10 protein-coding genes, 4 tRNA genes and 2 pseudogenes are annotated in these 15,644 nt (G+C 60.8%); 11 read left to right on the top strand and 5 right to left on the bottom strand.

Annotation, left to right across the window (positions count from 1 at the left end; translation table 11 throughout):
* The first annotated feature begins 147 nt into the window (after nucleotides 1-147).
* From XaFJ1_RS07470 to XaFJ1_RS07445, 7 genes are all read left to right on the top strand, one after another.
* Complete coding sequence (locus XaFJ1_RS07470) at nucleotides 148-2,823, top strand: TrlF family AAA-like ATPase (protein ID WP_012916067.1); 2,676 nt, start codon at nucleotides 148-150, stop codon at nucleotides 2,821-2,823.
* Nucleotides 2,805-3,980 (top strand): RNA-binding domain-containing protein, encoded by a 1,176-nt coding sequence (locus tag XaFJ1_RS07465; protein ID WP_012916066.1) that lies wholly within the window; start codon nucleotides 2,805-2,807, stop codon nucleotides 3,978-3,980. The genes XaFJ1_RS07470 and XaFJ1_RS07465 overlap by 19 nt, the downstream gene beginning before the upstream one ends.
* A gap of 62 nt (nucleotides 3,981-4,042) precedes the next feature.
* Nucleotides 4,043-4,387: a hypothetical protein gene (locus XaFJ1_RS16515; RefSeq protein ID WP_045756860.1), complete on the top strand. Its 345-nt coding sequence runs from the start codon at nucleotides 4,043-4,045 to the stop codon at nucleotides 4,385-4,387.
* A gap of 238 nt (nucleotides 4,388-4,625) precedes the next feature.
* Nucleotides 4,626-4,701 (top strand) — tRNA-Ala (locus XaFJ1_RS07460).
* A gap of 44 nt (nucleotides 4,702-4,745) precedes the next feature.
* Nucleotides 4,746-4,821: transfer RNA gene (locus tag XaFJ1_RS07455), tRNA-Glu, on the top strand.
* Nucleotides 4,822-4,925: 104 nt separating this feature from the next.
* Nucleotides 4,926-5,001 (top strand) — tRNA-Ala (locus XaFJ1_RS07450).
* A 44-nt stretch (nucleotides 5,002-5,045) separates the two neighbouring features.
* A tRNA-Glu gene (locus XaFJ1_RS07445) sits at nucleotides 5,046-5,121 on the top strand.
* Between the two features lie 253 nt (nucleotides 5,122-5,374).
* Here the strand turns inward: XaFJ1_RS07445 and XaFJ1_RS07440 are convergent.
* From XaFJ1_RS07440 to XaFJ1_RS07425, 4 genes are read right to left on the bottom strand one after another with little or no spacing between them, the layout of a single operon-like run.
* Nucleotides 5,375-8,461 carry an efflux RND transporter permease subunit gene (locus tag XaFJ1_RS07440; RefSeq protein WP_012916064.1) on the bottom strand — a complete coding sequence of 1,029 codons (3,087 nt, stop codon included), beginning with the start codon at nucleotides 8,459-8,461 and terminating at the stop codon, nucleotides 5,375-5,377.
* Nucleotides 8,458-9,576 (bottom strand): efflux RND transporter periplasmic adaptor subunit, encoded by a 1,119-nt coding sequence (locus XaFJ1_RS07435; RefSeq protein WP_012916063.1) that lies wholly within the window; start codon nucleotides 9,574-9,576, stop codon nucleotides 8,458-8,460. The genes XaFJ1_RS07440 and XaFJ1_RS07435 overlap by 4 nt, the downstream gene beginning before the upstream one ends.
* Nucleotides 9,577-9,599: 23 nt before the next feature.
* Nucleotides 9,600-10,427 (bottom strand): MipA/OmpV family protein, encoded by an 828-nt coding sequence (locus tag XaFJ1_RS07430; RefSeq protein ID WP_012916062.1) that lies wholly within the window; start codon nucleotides 10,425-10,427, stop codon nucleotides 9,600-9,602.
* Between the two features lie 30 nt (nucleotides 10,428-10,457).
* Complete coding sequence (locus XaFJ1_RS07425) at nucleotides 10,458-11,927, bottom strand: efflux transporter outer membrane subunit (protein ID WP_012916061.1); 1,470 nt, start codon at nucleotides 11,925-11,927, stop codon at nucleotides 10,458-10,460.
* 98 nt (nucleotides 11,928-12,025) lie between these two features.
* Between XaFJ1_RS07425 and XaFJ1_RS07420 the strand changes: the two genes are divergently transcribed.
* Complete coding sequence (locus XaFJ1_RS07420) at nucleotides 12,026-12,715, top strand: response regulator (RefSeq protein ID WP_012916060.1); 690 nt, start codon at nucleotides 12,026-12,028, stop codon at nucleotides 12,713-12,715.
* The gene (locus XaFJ1_RS07415; protein WP_045756859.1) at nucleotides 12,712-13,899 is read left to right on the top strand and encodes a sensor histidine kinase; all 1,188 of its coding nucleotides are present in this window, start codon (nucleotides 12,712-12,714) and stop codon (nucleotides 13,897-13,899) included. Before XaFJ1_RS07420 ends, XaFJ1_RS07415 begins: the two co-directional genes overlap by 4 nt.
* A gap of 147 nt (nucleotides 13,900-14,046) precedes the next feature.
* On the opposite strand, the pseudogene XaFJ1_RS16510 reads toward XaFJ1_RS07415, so the two are convergent.
* Nucleotides 14,047-14,206: pseudogene (locus tag XaFJ1_RS16510) on the bottom strand (Tn3 family transposase); the annotation flags it as partial.
* Between the two features lie 85 nt (nucleotides 14,207-14,291).
* Between XaFJ1_RS16510 and XaFJ1_RS16505 the strand changes: the two are divergent.
* Nucleotides 14,292-14,429 (top strand): annotated as a pseudogene (locus XaFJ1_RS16505) (IS1595 family transposase); the annotation flags it as partial.
* A 231-nt stretch (nucleotides 14,430-14,660) separates the two neighbouring features.
* A complete protein-coding gene (locus XaFJ1_RS07405; RefSeq protein ID WP_012916058.1) occupies nucleotides 14,661-15,458 on the top strand; it encodes an IS5/IS1182 family transposase in 798 nt (265 codons plus the stop codon).
* Nucleotides 15,459-15,644 lie beyond the last annotated feature (186 nt).

Here is a 15,644-nt window from a genome sequence, read left to right as displayed (position 1 = left end):
GCTCTTTGACCCCGCAGCGTTCCTCTACGCGCAGACACACAGTTTGAGATTAGGTCGTCCAAGGAGGGCACTTGACATGTTTTCTGTGAAACGCACGCCCTCTCAGTCACCCAAGATCGCGGGACCGTCAGCATATAAGGAGGATCGATGATGGAAAGTTTGCCACCAAAGCAATCGGGGACTCGATCCTTTGTCTTCGCAGAAGGGGCACAGTGGGTACGCGCAGACTTCCATCTGCACACCCGGGCAGACCGCGAGTTCAAGTACACGGGCGATGACAACTTCTACAACAGCAACTATGTGGATGCATTGGAGAACGCGGGCATTCGCCTGGGCGTCATCACCAATCACAACAAGTTCGACTTCGATGAATTCAAAGCACTGCGAAAGACAGCACAGAAGAAGGGGATTGCGCTGCTGCCAGGCGTCGAGCTGTCGGTCAATGATGGGGCCAATGGCATTCATACGCTGGTTGTCTTTTCCGATGATTGGTTGGCCGATGGTCATGACCATATCAATCCCTTCTTGGGCGTCTCGTTCAAAGGAAAAGTCCCAGCCCAGTATGAGCAGGAAAATGGTCGATCTTCGCTGTCCCTGGTGAACACCATCGAGGAGTTGGAAAGCTACCACCGCGACTTCTTTCTCGTCTTTGCTCATGTCGAAGCGCCGAGTGGGCTTTGGGCCGAGCTGGATGGGGGGCGTCTTGCCGAGCTGGGCCGAAATGAGTTATTTCGCCGCCGCACGCTTGGCTTTCAGAAGGTGCGCACGTACAACAAGGTGCAAGAGAAAAACAAACCCTGCCGGACTAAAGCGCAGCAGCATCTAGGTGACTGGTATCCCGCCGAACTCGAAGGCTGCGACGCCAAATGCATAGAAGACATTGGTCAGGGCAAAGCCTGTTATCTCAAATTGGGCGAGCTGTCCTTTGAGGCGGTCAAGTTTGCCTTGAGCGATCCCGCTGCGCGGGTCGCCACGGAGCCGCCCAAGCATCAGGCGTCGCACATCCGCCGCATCCACTTCGACGGGGGCATCCTCGATGGTCAGACGCTGCACTTCTCTTCCGAACTCAACACGCTGATCGGCATCCGCGGCAGCGGCAAATCATCCATCCTGGAGGCAGTACGCTACGCCCTCGACATTCCACGCGGCGAGAAGGCGCAGGACACCAAGTACAAGGATGAGTTGATCCGCCATACCCTTGGCAGCGGCGGCAAGGTGACGCTGACAGCATGTGACGTGTACGGACAGGAATTCACTATCTCCCGCATCTTCCGCGAAGCCCCGAATGTCTATTTGGGCGGCAAGTTGCAACCCGGCGTGTCGATCCGGGAGACCGTACTGCGCCGTCCGATCTACTTCGGCCAGAAGGACCTTTCCAGCACCGGCGAAGGCTTCGAGACCGATCTGGTGGAAAAGCTGGTTGGCGAGAAGCTGCGTGTGCTGCGTGACGAAATAGAGGTTCAACGCCAGCGCGTGCGTGACGCTGCTCAGCGCTGGCTCAAGCTCAGCAACACGGCCGAACTCAAGCGCGACTTCGAGACCCAACTAAATGATGCCAACTTCCGTCTGACCAAGTTCGCGGAGCACGGTGTCGCCGATAAGCTCCAAAAGCGACTTGGCTTCCAGCAGGACGCCACAGCGCTCGCGCGCATGATGGAGCGGGCAGACAGCTTCATCCTCGCTCTAGGAAGTCTGATTGCCGAGCATGAGGACGAGCTGCGGAACGCAACGAGCTACGTTTCCAAGCAGAACCCGGATTTCTTCACGGCCTACTACGCCGAGTTCTCCAACCTCGTTGCCAAGGTCGATCAGCTCAAGCAGATCGAGCGAGAAGCGAACGTCATTGCAGCTCGCCTCAAGACCAAACAGGGCGAATTTGAAGGCGCAAGCAGGAGCCTTCAGGAGGAGTTCGCACAAGTCGAGCGCCAACTGGCTCAGGAGCTCAAACAAACCGGCATGACTGCCATCCAGCCGGACGACTTCCTGGCCCAGCAGCAGCGCAAAACCAAGGCGGAGCAAATGCTTCAGGCGCTGACCAAGCAGGAATCACAGCAGACTAGCATCCGCGACGCGCTGTTTGCCGAGATCGACAAACTCAATGAACTATGGCTGAGCGAGTTCAACACCATCAAGGCCGAGCTAGACCGAGTGAACGCTGGCCATACCGCCCTGCAGATTAAAGCCGACTTCAAGGGCGACAAGGAAGCCGCCATAAGCTTCATGCAGCAGCTTTTCAAGGGCAGCAACATCCGCGAAACCACGCTGCGCGCAGCGATGGAGGACTATGCCGACTTTGGCGGCCTCCTGCGTGCCCTGCCGAGTGCTTTGGCCAAGGCTGGGAGTACCCCCGAGATCTTCGAGAAGACCTTCATGCAGAACCTGACTGAGTTCGTCATCTGGCAGGTTCCCAACCATTTCGTCATAGGCTATCACGGTAAGGAACTCAAGCACCACTCACTCGGGCAGCGAGCCTCTGCGCTCCTGTTGTATGTGCTCAGCCAACGACAGAACGACGTGATCATCATCGACCAGCCAGAAGACGATCTGGACAACCAGACCATCTACGATGACGTGATTAAGCTGCTGTGTCAGATGAAGCCTCACGCCCAGTTCATCTTCGCTACCCACAACGCCAATTTCCCGGTGCTGGGTGGTGCGGAGCAAGTGCACGCCTGCCGCTATCAGGACGAGAAAGTTGCCGTGCAAAGCGGCAGCATCGACGCCCGCCCAGTACAGGACGCCATCATCAACATCATGGAGGGAGGCCAAGAAGCCTTCAACCGACGTAAAGAGGTTTACAACCTATGGAAACCACAGAGCTGATCGACCTGCTCAGCCGGGGAGAGGACAGCCGCCATCAGTTCAAGGAAAATTTCACCAATGCCGATGCGCTGGCGGCGGAGATCGTCGCTTTCAGCAACACAGCAGGGGGGCAGATTTTCATTGGCGTACAGAACGATGGTTCGGTATTGGGCTTGTCTGGCGTGGACATCGACCGCCTGAACCAGCTTATCTCGAACAGTGCATCGCAAAATGTACGGCCCGCTGTGAACCCGCTCACCGAAAATGTTCCGCACCCGAATGGCGCTGTCGTGGTGGTCACCATTGCCGAAGGCGTCAGCAAGCCCTACATGGACAAGAACGGCGCCATCTGGGTGAAGAACGGCTCGGACAAACGCCGCGCCACCTCGCGCGAAGAAATCCAGCGCCTGTTTCAGCAGGCGGGCCTGGTGCACGCCGACGAAACGCCCGTGGCGGGGCTGGGCTCGGCTGACGTGGACATGCCCTATTTCGAAGCCTTCTTCGCGCAGCAGTTTGGTGAGCCGCTCGCTCAGCATAACCAGCCACTGCCGCAGTTGCTGACCAACATGAACCTGATGAACCAGGGCCAGCTCAATGTTGCGGGCAGTCTATTGTTCGCCAGAGCGCCGCACTACGCACTGCCCGCCTTCATCGTCAAGGCGGTGGCCTTTGTCGGCAACGAGATTGAGGACGAGCGCTACATAGACAGTCGCGACATCACTGGCAAGTTGGCCGACGTTTTCCAGCAGACGCTGGGCTTCATTGTCGCCAACACCCGTGCCGCCCAGCGCGAGCAGGGCTTCAACTCCCAGGGACAGCCTGAGATTCCGCGCATTGTTTGGGAAGAGCTGGTCGCCAACGCCCTCATTCACCGCGATTACTTCGTCAGTGCCCCCGTGCGGGTGCTGGTGTTTGTGGATCGGGTCGAGATCATTAGCCCCGGTCATCTGCCCAACAACCTGACCATCGAAAACATCAAGGCGGGTAACTCCAATATGCGCAATCCGATTCTGGCGTCATTTGCTGCCAAGCTCCTGCCTTATCGCGGACTGGGGAGCGGCCTGCTGCGCGCGTTACGAGCGTGGCCGCAGATTGAACTGATCGACGACCGGGTCGGGAACCTGTTTAAGGCTATTGTGGCGCGTCCTCGTGTGTTCGAGGTGGCCGGAAGATCTTGACTGATCGACTGTGGAGCAGGCGGATGGGATTTCGGTTTTTAGAAAGTCACTATGGAGTCAGCATGAGACAGCACGACGGGACCGAGCCGTTCTTCATCACGGAGGATATCGAGGCCGAGATGGTCGAAGCCGGGTACGTGTTCGAGCCACCCATTCATGTCTCCACCGCGCGCCTGACTGAAGTGCTGGCGTGCTTCACAGACGGCGAATTGCCGCTTGGCCGGGCAAGTTGGCCGAAGAAGAGCGGGCGCGGCGATCCTAGACAGGAGCGAGTTTCACGGCGATGTGTTAGGGAAGTCGGCACCATGATTGAGTATGGTATTTTTCATGGTTCTCGGAGATTTTCTGTAAAAATATCATTGATTTTAAAGGAATTTTATCTTATATCAATAATCGAATGGGAGTGATTCGGCGTGTTGAAGAGGTCGCAGGCCAAGGAAATAATGTGCGGGCCATGTCTTGCGTGAAGGATGCTGGGACATTCGAGCTTGGTCGGAAAAGTGGCTGTTAAGTCTGCCCTGTCCAAGGCACGTAGATCCCAACAGACGATCGATTGCGACAGCCTATTCGGCCGTGCGGGAAATTCTGCAAAAAAGCTTGCGTGGGGCAGGGACGGTCGTTAATATTCCGCTCCTCGCAGCATGTGGGGCCATAGCTCAGCTGGGAGAGCGCTTGCATGGCATGCAAGAGGTCGCCGGTTCGATCCCGGCTGGCTCCACCAACTTTTCGGACATAGGCCGTCCGTAAAGCGACATCGTTATCAGCGTCCCCATCGTCTAGAGGCCTAGGACATCACCCTTTCACGGTGGCGACCGGGGTTCGAATCCCCGTGGGGACGCCATTTTTAAGTCATACCTCAAACGCGTGCAGGCCCGATATCATCAGTGTGCATGTTTTGTACATCAGCGAAAAGTCGGGTATGATTCCGCTTCTGCCAGTCCCAATGGGGCCATAGCTCAGCTGGGAGAGCGCTTGCATGGCATGCAAGAGGTCGCCGGTTCGATCCCGGCTGGCTCCACCAACTTTTCGGACATAGGCCGTCCGCAAAGCAACATCGTTATCAGCGTCCCCATCGTCTAGAGGCCTAGGACATCACCCTTTCACGGTGGCGACCGGGGTTCGAATCCCCGTGGGGACGCCACTTTTCAATACACACCCGGCAACGCCGGGTGTATTTTTGTGCATGGCGCAGTGAGTGCGCAAAGCGATAACTCCGTATACGCCGCTCGCTGCTGGAGTCTGTCCCCAGCATGTGCATGGCACTCGTCCGATACGGCGTTGCCGGATTGCAGGTCCGGCCGCGAAGCGCTGCAAAGTGGGCTTCGTGTAGTTGCGCGTGCTTCGCATCAGCCAGAACACGTCAGCATTGACACGGTCAGCCTGCCGTAGTTTGTTCACGCCGATGTCCTGACGGCAGTCACGTCGCTTTGAGCATGCCGCGAGAACAGCAGGTCGTACAGCACCGGGATCACTCCCAGGGTCACCAGTGTCCCCAGCGCCAGACCGCCGATCATGGTGATGGCCATGCCGGTCCACAATGGCCCAGCGAACAGCATCAGCGGGATCAGACCGACAATGCAGGTGAGTTTGGTCATGACAATCGGGCGCAGGCGTTTGAGTGCCGCCGCGATCACCGCCTCGTGCCGGCTGAGGCCATCAGCCAGTTCTGCCTCGATACGTTCCAGCAACAGCACCGCGTTGTTGACGATGATGCCGGCCAGCGCGAGCAGGCCGAAGGTGGCCATGAAGCCGAACGGATAGCCGGTCACCAGCAGGGCGAGGGTGGCGCCGATCAGTACGAACGGAATGCTGGCGATGACGATGAATAGCTTGCGGAACGAATTGAATTGCCAGATGAACAACAGCAGGATCGCGCCCAACGCATGCGGCATGTACTGCAACAGGGCCTGGTTGGCTTCGGCGGCGTCCTCCAGTTCGCCGCCCATTTCGATGCGGTAGCCCGGCGGCAGCTTCAGTGCCGCTACCTTGTCGGCCAATGAGGTGACGATCTGGTCGGTGGTGAGTTGCGGATTGTGTCCGGTGACGGTGATCGCGCGGCTCAGGTTACGACGCATGATCGTCGAAGGTTCAGCGCTCAGGCGGATATCGGCGATCGATGCCAAGGGCAGCGGCGCGCCACCGGACTGCGGGTAGATCAGAGTCGTGCCGGGATCGCGCCCGCGTTCGCGCTCTTCGAAACCTCCGCGCAGGACGATCGGCACATTGGTCCCGTCGTCGCGGATCACCGAGGCGTCCATGCCGCTGTAACGCAACTGCAGTGCCTGGGCGATGTCGTCGCTGCTGATGCCGGCGCGCCGCGCCTTGGCCTGATCCACGCGCACATCGTAGCGCGGGATGCGGCTTTCCCAGTCATCGCTCACGTCAACGGTTCCCGGTAGCGAGCGCAACGCCTCCGCGATGCCGGCGGCGAGCCGACGCAACTGCGCTTCGTCCGGGCCGATCACGCGATAGATGGCCACACCCGATTCGGTCGACCCAAGCGAGAACCGCTTGGGGTTGGCGCGTACCGTTGGATATTGCTGGCGCAGATGCCGCTGGACCTTGGCGATCAGCGCATCGACATCGGTGCCAGGCACCACGCTGATGGTGAAGTAGGCGATGTTGGCCGCCGGCAACGGTGGGTTCAGTCCAAGCACGATGCGCGGCCCGCCGTCGGCGACGTAACCGATGCTGTCCACGATTTGCGGGTTCTGTTTGCGATCGGCCAGCCACTGGCTGATCGATTGCACGGTGCGCAGCGTCTGGCGCGCATCGCTGCCCGGCTGCAGGGTCACCGGCATCTGGAACTGGAGGCGGTCGGACTTGGGCAGAAAGCTGTAGGGAATCGATAGCAACACCGTGACCGCCAGCGTCAGCAACGCCAGCATGCTGCCGAGGAACAGCGTCTTGTGCGCCAGCAGCCCCTCGATGATGCGCCGATACAGACGGTACGGTTTCGAATCGTAGGTTTCGCCATGGTCCTCGCCATGGGCGGACGCATGCGGTCGCGCGAAATACATGCACAACAGCGGCGTGATGGTGATGCTGAGCAACCACGAGCCGAGCAACGTCACCGCCAGCACGATCGCCAGGGAACGCATGTATTCGTTGGTGCTGGTCTGGCCGAAGAAGAACGGCGAGAATGCCAGCACGATCACCAGCGAGGACGTCAGCAACGGAATCGCCAGGGTTCGTCCGGCTGCCTCGCAAGCTTCGCGACGGGGTTCGCCTGCGGTCAGGCGCCGTTCGATGTCCTCGGCGATGACGATGCCGTTATCCACCAGCAGGCCAAGCGCCAGGATGATCGCGGCGATGGACACGGTTTGCAGTTCCACATCCAGCGCACGCATCACGATCAGCGCGCCGAGGATGGTCAGCGGCACGATCGCGCCGACGATCAGGCCGGTACGCCAGCCCAGGAACAGCATCACCACGGCCATCACGATGACGATGGTTTCGCCCATGACGTGGTGCATCTTGCTCATTTCGCGCTCGACCACGTCGGCCTGGAAGGTGACGACATGCTGGGAAAATCCCACCGGCAGCAGTTTGGCGGTCTCGGCTAGCTTGAGCCGCAAGGCCTTGCCCACCTCGGCGACGTTATTGCCGGGCGCCATCGATACCGCCACTACCACCGCCGGCTGGCCTTGATAGATCGCGCCAGCTTCGGGCGGATCTACCGGCATCAACGCGATCTTCGCCAACTGCGCCAGCGGGATCTGTCGCGGGCCGTCGGCGCCTTGCGTGGCGATCAGGGTCTTGCGCAGGTCGTCGAGGTCGCGCACCTCACCGGAGGTGGTGACGGTCATGGCCAATCCGGATGCGGCGACCAGGCCACCGCCGGTGACCACGTTCTGCGCACGCAACTGCTGCGCCACTGCGGCGGGGGTGAGGCCGGCTTCGCCGAGCCGAGTACGGTCGAACGCGACGTAGACGCGTTCGTCCCGCAGACCGTGGAAGGTGACGCGATCCACGCCAGGCACAGTGTACAGTTGCGCACGCAGCTGTCGCAGCGGCCCGAGCATCTCGGCGCTACTGAAGCCCGGTGCCGTGACTGCGATTGAGGCGATGGCGACGCGGCCAAAGTCGTCGTCCACCATCGGCCCCTGCGTGCCTTGCGGTAACTGCGCGCCAGCCTCGGCCGCTTTGCTGCGCACGCGTTGCCACAGCCCCGCAAGATCTTTGACGCTGTCCTGCGCGGTCACCTGCACGATCGCGCTGCCGGGGTGGATGGTGGTGACGATCTTTTTCAGCCCGCTGATCTCGCGTAGCCGTTCCTCGATCGGTCGCGCCAGCAGGTTTTCCACGCGCTCGCTGGACATGCCGGGGAAACCGACTTGCACGATCGCATCGCGCACGGTCACGCTGGGCTCTTCCTGCGAGGGGAAACCGAGAAAGGTGATGATGCCGCCGATCAGGATCAGTGCCGCGCTGAACAGCGCGAGGCGGTGCGAATGGAGGGTGGCGCGGGTCAGGTTCATGGCGTGGTGCTGCTGCTGAGACGGGTCGCGGGATGGAACGGGACGACGGCCTGGCCGTCGTGAAGAAAGGCGGCGCCAGTGGCGACGATGTATTCGCCTGTGCGCAGGCCGCCGAGGATTTGCACGCGTTCGCCTTCGATGCGCCCAGTATCGACTTGACGCCGACGCACAGTCTGGCTGTCCTGACGGTACACGAAGAGCATCATCTTCTGGTTGCCCATGCTTGGGATCAGTGCACTGAGCGGGACGCTCGGCGGTTGCACGGAGCCGGCGGTCGGCAGTGCCAGCAACAGGGTTTCGCCAGCGTGCAATTGTGCAACAGCGGAGGCGCTGTCGAACAGCGCTTGCACGGTGGCGCCGCCCTCCACGCGTGTGGAGACGCTGCGTAGCCGCAGCGGCAACCCGTGTTCGGGTGCGGTGCTGCGGTAAGCGGCGATCTCCTGACCTGGCTGCAGGGTCGCCGCGCGCGCCGCCGGCAACGTGGCGACGACCTGCGCATGGTCCTGGCCATCCACTTGCAGCACGGCCTGGCCGGCACCGACAAGCGCGTCCGGCTGCTGCAAGCGGGCCACCACGCTACCGTCAAACGGTGCGCGCAACTCCGATTGGCGCACAGCGCGGCGCGCCAGGGCCAATTCCGACTGCGCGCTGCGCACCCGCGCCTGAGACGCGGCGAAGCTGCTTTTAGCGGCGGTCAGGGTGGCTGCCGACGTGGCGCCGTCGTCGAACATCGCTTGCTGTTGAGCGAGCTGAGTCTGCTGCTGTTGCAGATCGGCGCTGGCGATGCCGACGTTGGCCTCGGCCTGTTGCAGGCGCAGCCGGTTCGGTTCCGGATCCAGGCGCGCCAGGACCTGACCCGCATGCACCCGGTCGCCGATATCCACGGCGATGTCGGCGATGCGCCCGCCGCCCTCGAAACCGAGTTCGGCACGCTGCTGCTGACGCACCTGCGCCACGAAGCGTTCGCTGTCCTGGTCAGCACCACTGGCGACGATTTCCAGTTTGACCGCGCGTGGCGCATCGGCGACAGGCGTGGTGTCCTGGCTGCAGCCTGACAACGACAGCATGGCCAGCGACAGGGACAGGGTGAGAAGAAGGATGTGACGTGATGTCATGGTCGGCGGTGTCCTGGTCACGATCAGCGGGTATAGGTCATGGTGGCGCCGATGCTGGCGAAGGCGCGGCGCTGCACAACGGGGCTGCCATCGGTCGAGCCAACATAGCGCGTGGCGTTGAGCAGCAGCGAGACGGTCCAGTGCGGGGAGAGCGTGTGATCCCAGTCGGCGCCGACCGAATAGGCATACATTCCCGCATCAGCACGGTATGGTCGGAAGTTGCTGGCGGCGCTCTGCGCGGCATCGACGCCGAAATAGGACTGGTTGAAACGGCGGTCGCCCCAATGGGCATTCAGGTCCATGGTGACGTTGTCGGTGGGGGTATGCAGCAGGGTGAACTGGGCACCGGCACGGTAGCGGTTGCGCCGGGCGCTTTCCTTGAGCGCGAATTCGGCTTCCGCCTCCAAGGCCACGGAAGGTGTGAGTTGTTGCATGACCAGACTGCGCGCAGTGATCGCGCCGGGGACGTCGCCCATGCCGGCCAACCGAGCCGAGCCAGGACGCCAAGTGCTATTGCGTTGCAGCCGCCCCAGATCGTAGTAAAACGATTGGCTGGCGGAGAAACCATGTGCATTTTGAAATTGCACGCCAGCACCGCGGACACTATCCACGAACACAATGCCGCGCTGCAGGGAAAACACCGGCACGCCCTGGAGGCGGTCGTCGGCGGAGCCGGCATAGCGCGGTGTCAGCATGGCGCCGGCACCGATGCTGAGTTCGGTCTTGTCGCCAAAGAGACCGGCATTTGCAGCGTGCGACGGGATGTCGGCATCGGCGGCATGCGCACATGCGGACAGTGCCAACATGGCGACGGTCAGCGCCGAAGACAGGGCGGAACAGACAGGGTTCATGAGCAACCTCGTGAGGGGGAGAGGGCGAAATCAGGACGCGTGTGGCAGTTGCACGCCGTAGAACGCGTGGAACAGGGCGATGCGATTGAGCAGCAAGGCCTGGCGTGCCTGCAGTTGCTCCAGTTCGGCCTGTTCGGCTTGGAGGTTGCCGGCGAGCAGGTCGGTGCGATCTTGCAGGCCTTGCGCCACGCGCTGTTGCAGGCGCGCCACCCGTTGTTGTTCGCGCTCGGCGTTGGCACGCTCGCGTTGTTCGCGCTGTTGCAAGGCGGGCAGGGCATCGAGCGCGTCGGCGACCTCGCGGAAGGCCGCTTCCACGGCTTTCTCATAATCGGCCACCGCGCCATCCTTGCGCAGTTGCGCGATGTCCAGATTGGCGCGGTTGCGGCCAGCATCGAAAATCGGCATGAACAGTTGCGGAATGAAGCTCCAACTGCGGCTGCCAGGCATGAACAGGCCGTTGAGACTGTCGCTGGCCGTACCCAGCGATGTACTCAGTTGGATCGATGGAAAGAAGGCGGCGCGTGCCGCGCCGATGTCGGCATTGCGCGCGCGCAGCTCGGCCTCAGCTTGCTGAATATCCGGTCGTTGCAGCAGCAACTGCGAATCCAGTTCGCGCCATGCCGCAGTGTTGGCGCTGTCCGCGTCCGGCAGTAGCGATTGCAGCGTGCCGGCGTTGTCGGGCGCGTTATAGCCGGTCAGCAGTTGTAGCGCGCGTCGGGCCGCGGCGTGGTCGCTGCTGGCCTGCAGTGCACGGACCTGGGCTTGATCGGACTGATGGCGTTGGCTGTTCAGCGCGTCGGTGGAGAGCAGCCCCACCTCGTGCTGTCGGTTGGCAATCGCCTGCAGCGCGCTCGTGTGCTCGGCGATGGCCTGTAGCCGCTGCTCAGCCTGCGCGGCGGCGCGCTCGACGGTGTAGGCCCGCAGAACTTCGGCGATCAGCGCGCCGCGCGCGGCTTGTTGACCATAGCTCGAGGCCAGATAACGTTGCTGTGCGGCAGCCGACAACGAAGCCAGCTTACCGAACAGATCCAGTTCGAAGCCATCCACGCCCACCGCAGCGGTGTACAGCTTCTGTCCGTAACGTGCCTGCGTTGCCGGGTTGTCGTAGCTCTGCCGTACCCCTTGTGCGTTGATTCCAAGTTGCGGCAGTTGCTGCGCGCGTTCGATGCGGTACTGCGCCCGCGCCTGCTGGACCAGCAGCACGGTGTTGCGGAAGTCGGGAGCGTGCGCCAAGGCTTGGGTCACCAACGCAGTTAAATCCTGCTGTGGAGAGAAGGCGTGAACGAACCGCTGTTCCTCGGGATTCAGCGTGACCACGGCGGTCGTGGCGGTATCATGGGCGGTTGCGGCCACCGCAGTGGCCGCTCCCAGCGTAGGCGGCAGTGCTGTCTGCGGACGCTGGTAGACCGGCGCCAGGGAGCAGCCTCCCAACGCGATCGCGAGCACGCAGAGCAGTGGGCGGGCGTGACGGCGGGGGCGGGAGCAGGACGTTAGAATCATGACGGGTGGTCCGGTATCCAATCTAGGCCGTCAGTATCGGCGGGCATGTTCAAGCCGCTTTTTAGGAATTTTCAAGATTCCATGAAGGGTTCCATTTCATGCATGCAAAGAAGATCTTACTGGTCGAAGACGATGCGGACAGCGCCAGCATCCTTGAGGCCTACCTGCGCCGCGATGGCTTTGAGGTTGCGGTGGCCGAGGATGGCCAAAAGGCGGTGAGGCTGCATGCGCAATGGAAGCCCGACCTGGTACTGCTGGATATCATGTTGCCCATGCTCAGCGGTACCGAGGTGCTGTCCACGATCCGCCGCAGCGGCGATACGCCGGTGATTATGGTCACCGCGATGGGCGATGAGCCGGAAAAACTCGGCGCACTGCGTTACGGCGCCGACGACTATGTGGTCAAGCCGTACAGCCCCAAGGAGGTGGTGGCGCGGGTCTACGCGGTGTTGCGCCGCACCGGACCGGCACGAGGAAGTGAAGAGCCATTGCGCCACGACCGGCTCAGCGTCGATACTGCCGCAGTGCGAGCCACGGTGCGCGATGACCAGGGCCGCGAATCGCCGCTGGAACTCACGCCGACCGAGTTCAATCTCCTGGCGACGCTGATGAAGACCCCGTTCAAAGCTTTCACCCGCAACGAACTGCTGGAAATCTGCCTGCCCGATAGCGATGCGCTGGAGCGTGTCGTGGACGCGCACGTGCATAACCTGCGCAAAAAGCTGGAGCAGGAGGGGATCCATGGTCTGCTGGTGACAGTGCGCGCAATCGGTTATCGCTTCCGATGAAATGGCCATTGTGCCGTCGCAACGCGCACGCCCCACTGTGGCAATGGGTGGGGCTGCGCATGAGCGCGCTGGCGGTGTTGACCATCGTGGTGATCGCACTGGGGATGGTGCTGCGCTTCGCCATCTGGGATTTCTCCACCCTGCGTCGGTTGCCGCCGCAAGCGCGACAGGAGATGCTGCAATTGCGCGAGGAACCGCACAGCAACGCGCAACGCCTATGGCAACTGTTCGAAACCTATTACGACGTGGCCGATTTCCTGCCCGGACTGGCCAGCCGCGACTGGTGGTTGCTGGCGGAGATGGTACTGGCGTCGATTCCGGTGATCGTGATCTGTGGGCTGATTGCATCGCGCCCATTATCTCGACAGTTCTCCAACGTGGCCGAGGCCGCGCGACGGATCCGCGACGGCGATTTCGCCGCCCGCGCCAGCGTGGTGCCGGGTGCGCCTGACGAACTAGCCGGCTTGGCCATCGACTTCAACAGCATGACTGCACAGTTGCAGCAATACGAACGCGAAGTGCGCGAATCCAGTGCGATGCTGGCGCATGAGCTACGCACCCCGCTCAACGCGGCAATGGGGCGGATACAGGGCATGCTCGATGACGTCTTCCCGAGCAGTGCGGAACAGTTGTCGATGGTGCAGCGCCAATTGGAGCAGATCAACCGCCTGGTCGGTGATCTGCACTTGCTATCGATGGCCAGAGCCAACCAGTTGCTGTTGGAGCCGCAGCACTTCCCGATCGGTGCGCTGGTGAGCGAACGCATCGCCTGGGTGGCGCAGTCGCTGAAGGAAGCCGGGATGGAGGTGCAACTGCGTATCCCCGAACAGCTGAGCATTCATGCTGATCGCGACCGTCTTGGCCAGGTTCTGTCGGTGCTGATCGACAACGTGCTGCGTTATGCCGCTGCCGGCAAGCAGCTGTCGATCGAGGGACGGTTTGAGAATGGCCATGTACTGATCTGTATCGCCGACCGTGGCCCTGGCGTCGCGCCGGAGGTCCTGCCGCGCATGCTCGACCGTTTCTGGCGTGCCGACGATTCGCGTGCTCGCCACTCGGGCGGTAGCGGCCTGGGCCTGTCCATCGCCGCGGCGATCTGTCAGGCCCACGGCGGCACCCTCGAATTCGCCAACCACGATGGTGGTGGGTTATGCGCACTGGTGCGCTTGCCACGGGTGCCGTAAGGATAGTCCAGCCGTTGGGTCATGGACTTCTTGGATTTTAAACCCACACTCTACTCAGAGCAGGGGGACGTCGGTCGAAATCGAGGGAGAGTAGTAATTCGACTAGAGGGTGGGCAGGGATTCGTGTAAAAAACATTCAATTTTATCCTAACTCACTGTCGCCGCGAGAATTTTTCGCGAAAAATCGATCGGCGCGATCTCCCGATTGAGATCCAGTGTGTAGTCGCCGAACCGGTTGATGTGCGATGTCCGGTATGGCGACAGCCTTGCCAGGACTTCAGGGCTTGATGGTTCGGCCTTCGTCCCGCCGTAAGCTCCCCGTCATCTAGGCACGCCTGCTGGGGCGTCGAACCTTTGCCATGTAAAGCGATACGGAGTTTTTCAGGGCTGACTATCTGGCCGAGGCCGCCTACCGCTTCAATCACCGGTTCCGCCTGCGTGAGGTGCTGCCACGACTCGCCACGGCGATGATGCGTTGCAAGCCCTGTCCAGAGCCGGTTCTGCGCACGGAGAGCAATTTTCATGGCTGAGAGCCAGGGATAATCAAGTGAAAATTAATGGAATTGGTACAATTTATGTAACAATTTATTTGCACAATAAACTTTGTGATTTTTAACTAATTAAAAATAAAAATATAGTTAACGGCGGCGCGCGCGCCATGTGTTATTTATTTTATGTTTTGATATGAATTATGGGGGCTCTAAAAACCCCAGCAATCTGCGATCATTGATCTGACATCCTGCCAGTGTAGAACGACACACATGCTCAACTTTTTTGCCGGTGAAGAACGTGATGCCAAGCGTCAGGAGTTGAATGATCCGCTGGAGTTGCTGTCACGTCATATCGACTTTGCCTGGATTGCCCGTGCAGTGGATGCGAAGCTATCGCTGGGGCCGGAGGCCAAGGGCAGGCGGCCAGCGTGGCCAACAGAAGTGATGGTCCGGGTGCTGCTGTTGCAGCGGTTGTGCAACCTTTCCGACGAATCGTTGGAATATCAGTTGCTGGATCGGCGCAGTTTTGTGCGGTTTGTTGGTCTGGACGACAGCGGCAAGGTGCCGGATGTGAAGACGATCTGGGTGTGGTGCGAACGGCTGAAGGACAAGGACGTGATGGGGGACATCAGCGCGGCGATCAGCGGCCAGTTGGCGCGTGCCGGATACATCGCCCGCGGTGGGAAGATCATCGACGCCAGTATCGTCAATGTACCGATCCAGCACAACACGTGCGATGAGAATGCGCAGATCAAGCGAGAGGAGATTCCGCGCCAGTGGAATGAGGCCAAGCGCACACAGAAGGATGTGGATTCATGCTGGACGAGCAAGCACGGCAGCGCGTACTACGGCTACAAATTGCACGCCAATGTCGATCGTCGCTGGGGTCGCATCGCCAAAGATTGGGTGTTTGACGAGTATGCGTTCGCACGCTTGGCGCAACAAGGCGGCAAATCTCTACGCACGCTCGGCCTAGCACGTGCAAAGGTGGTGATTGGGTTGAAGTTGGCCAGCCACAATCTGATGCGTCTGGCACGGTTGCAGGAAGCTGGCCTTGTACCTGTATGAACGCGTGGCATCCACGCATCGCGGTTGCCGCCGCCAATCAAGGCGACGATGGCGACCGAACGTTCCGTACTGCGGCGAATCAACACGCATTGCCAGCCGAACATTCATCGAAACGCAACATTCATCGAAACGCATCAAAGTTAGGAGTTGTTCGAGGTCCTCATTAGTTAATTTATTTTCGCGGAT

It is taken from the genome of Xanthomonas albilineans (genome assembly GCF_009931595.1).
GTDB lineage: Bacteria > Pseudomonadota > Gammaproteobacteria > Xanthomonadales > Xanthomonadaceae > Xanthomonas_A > Xanthomonas_A albilineans.
Note: the sequence above shows the minus strand (reverse complement) of the source record. Positions and strands in the feature narration are given on the sequence as shown.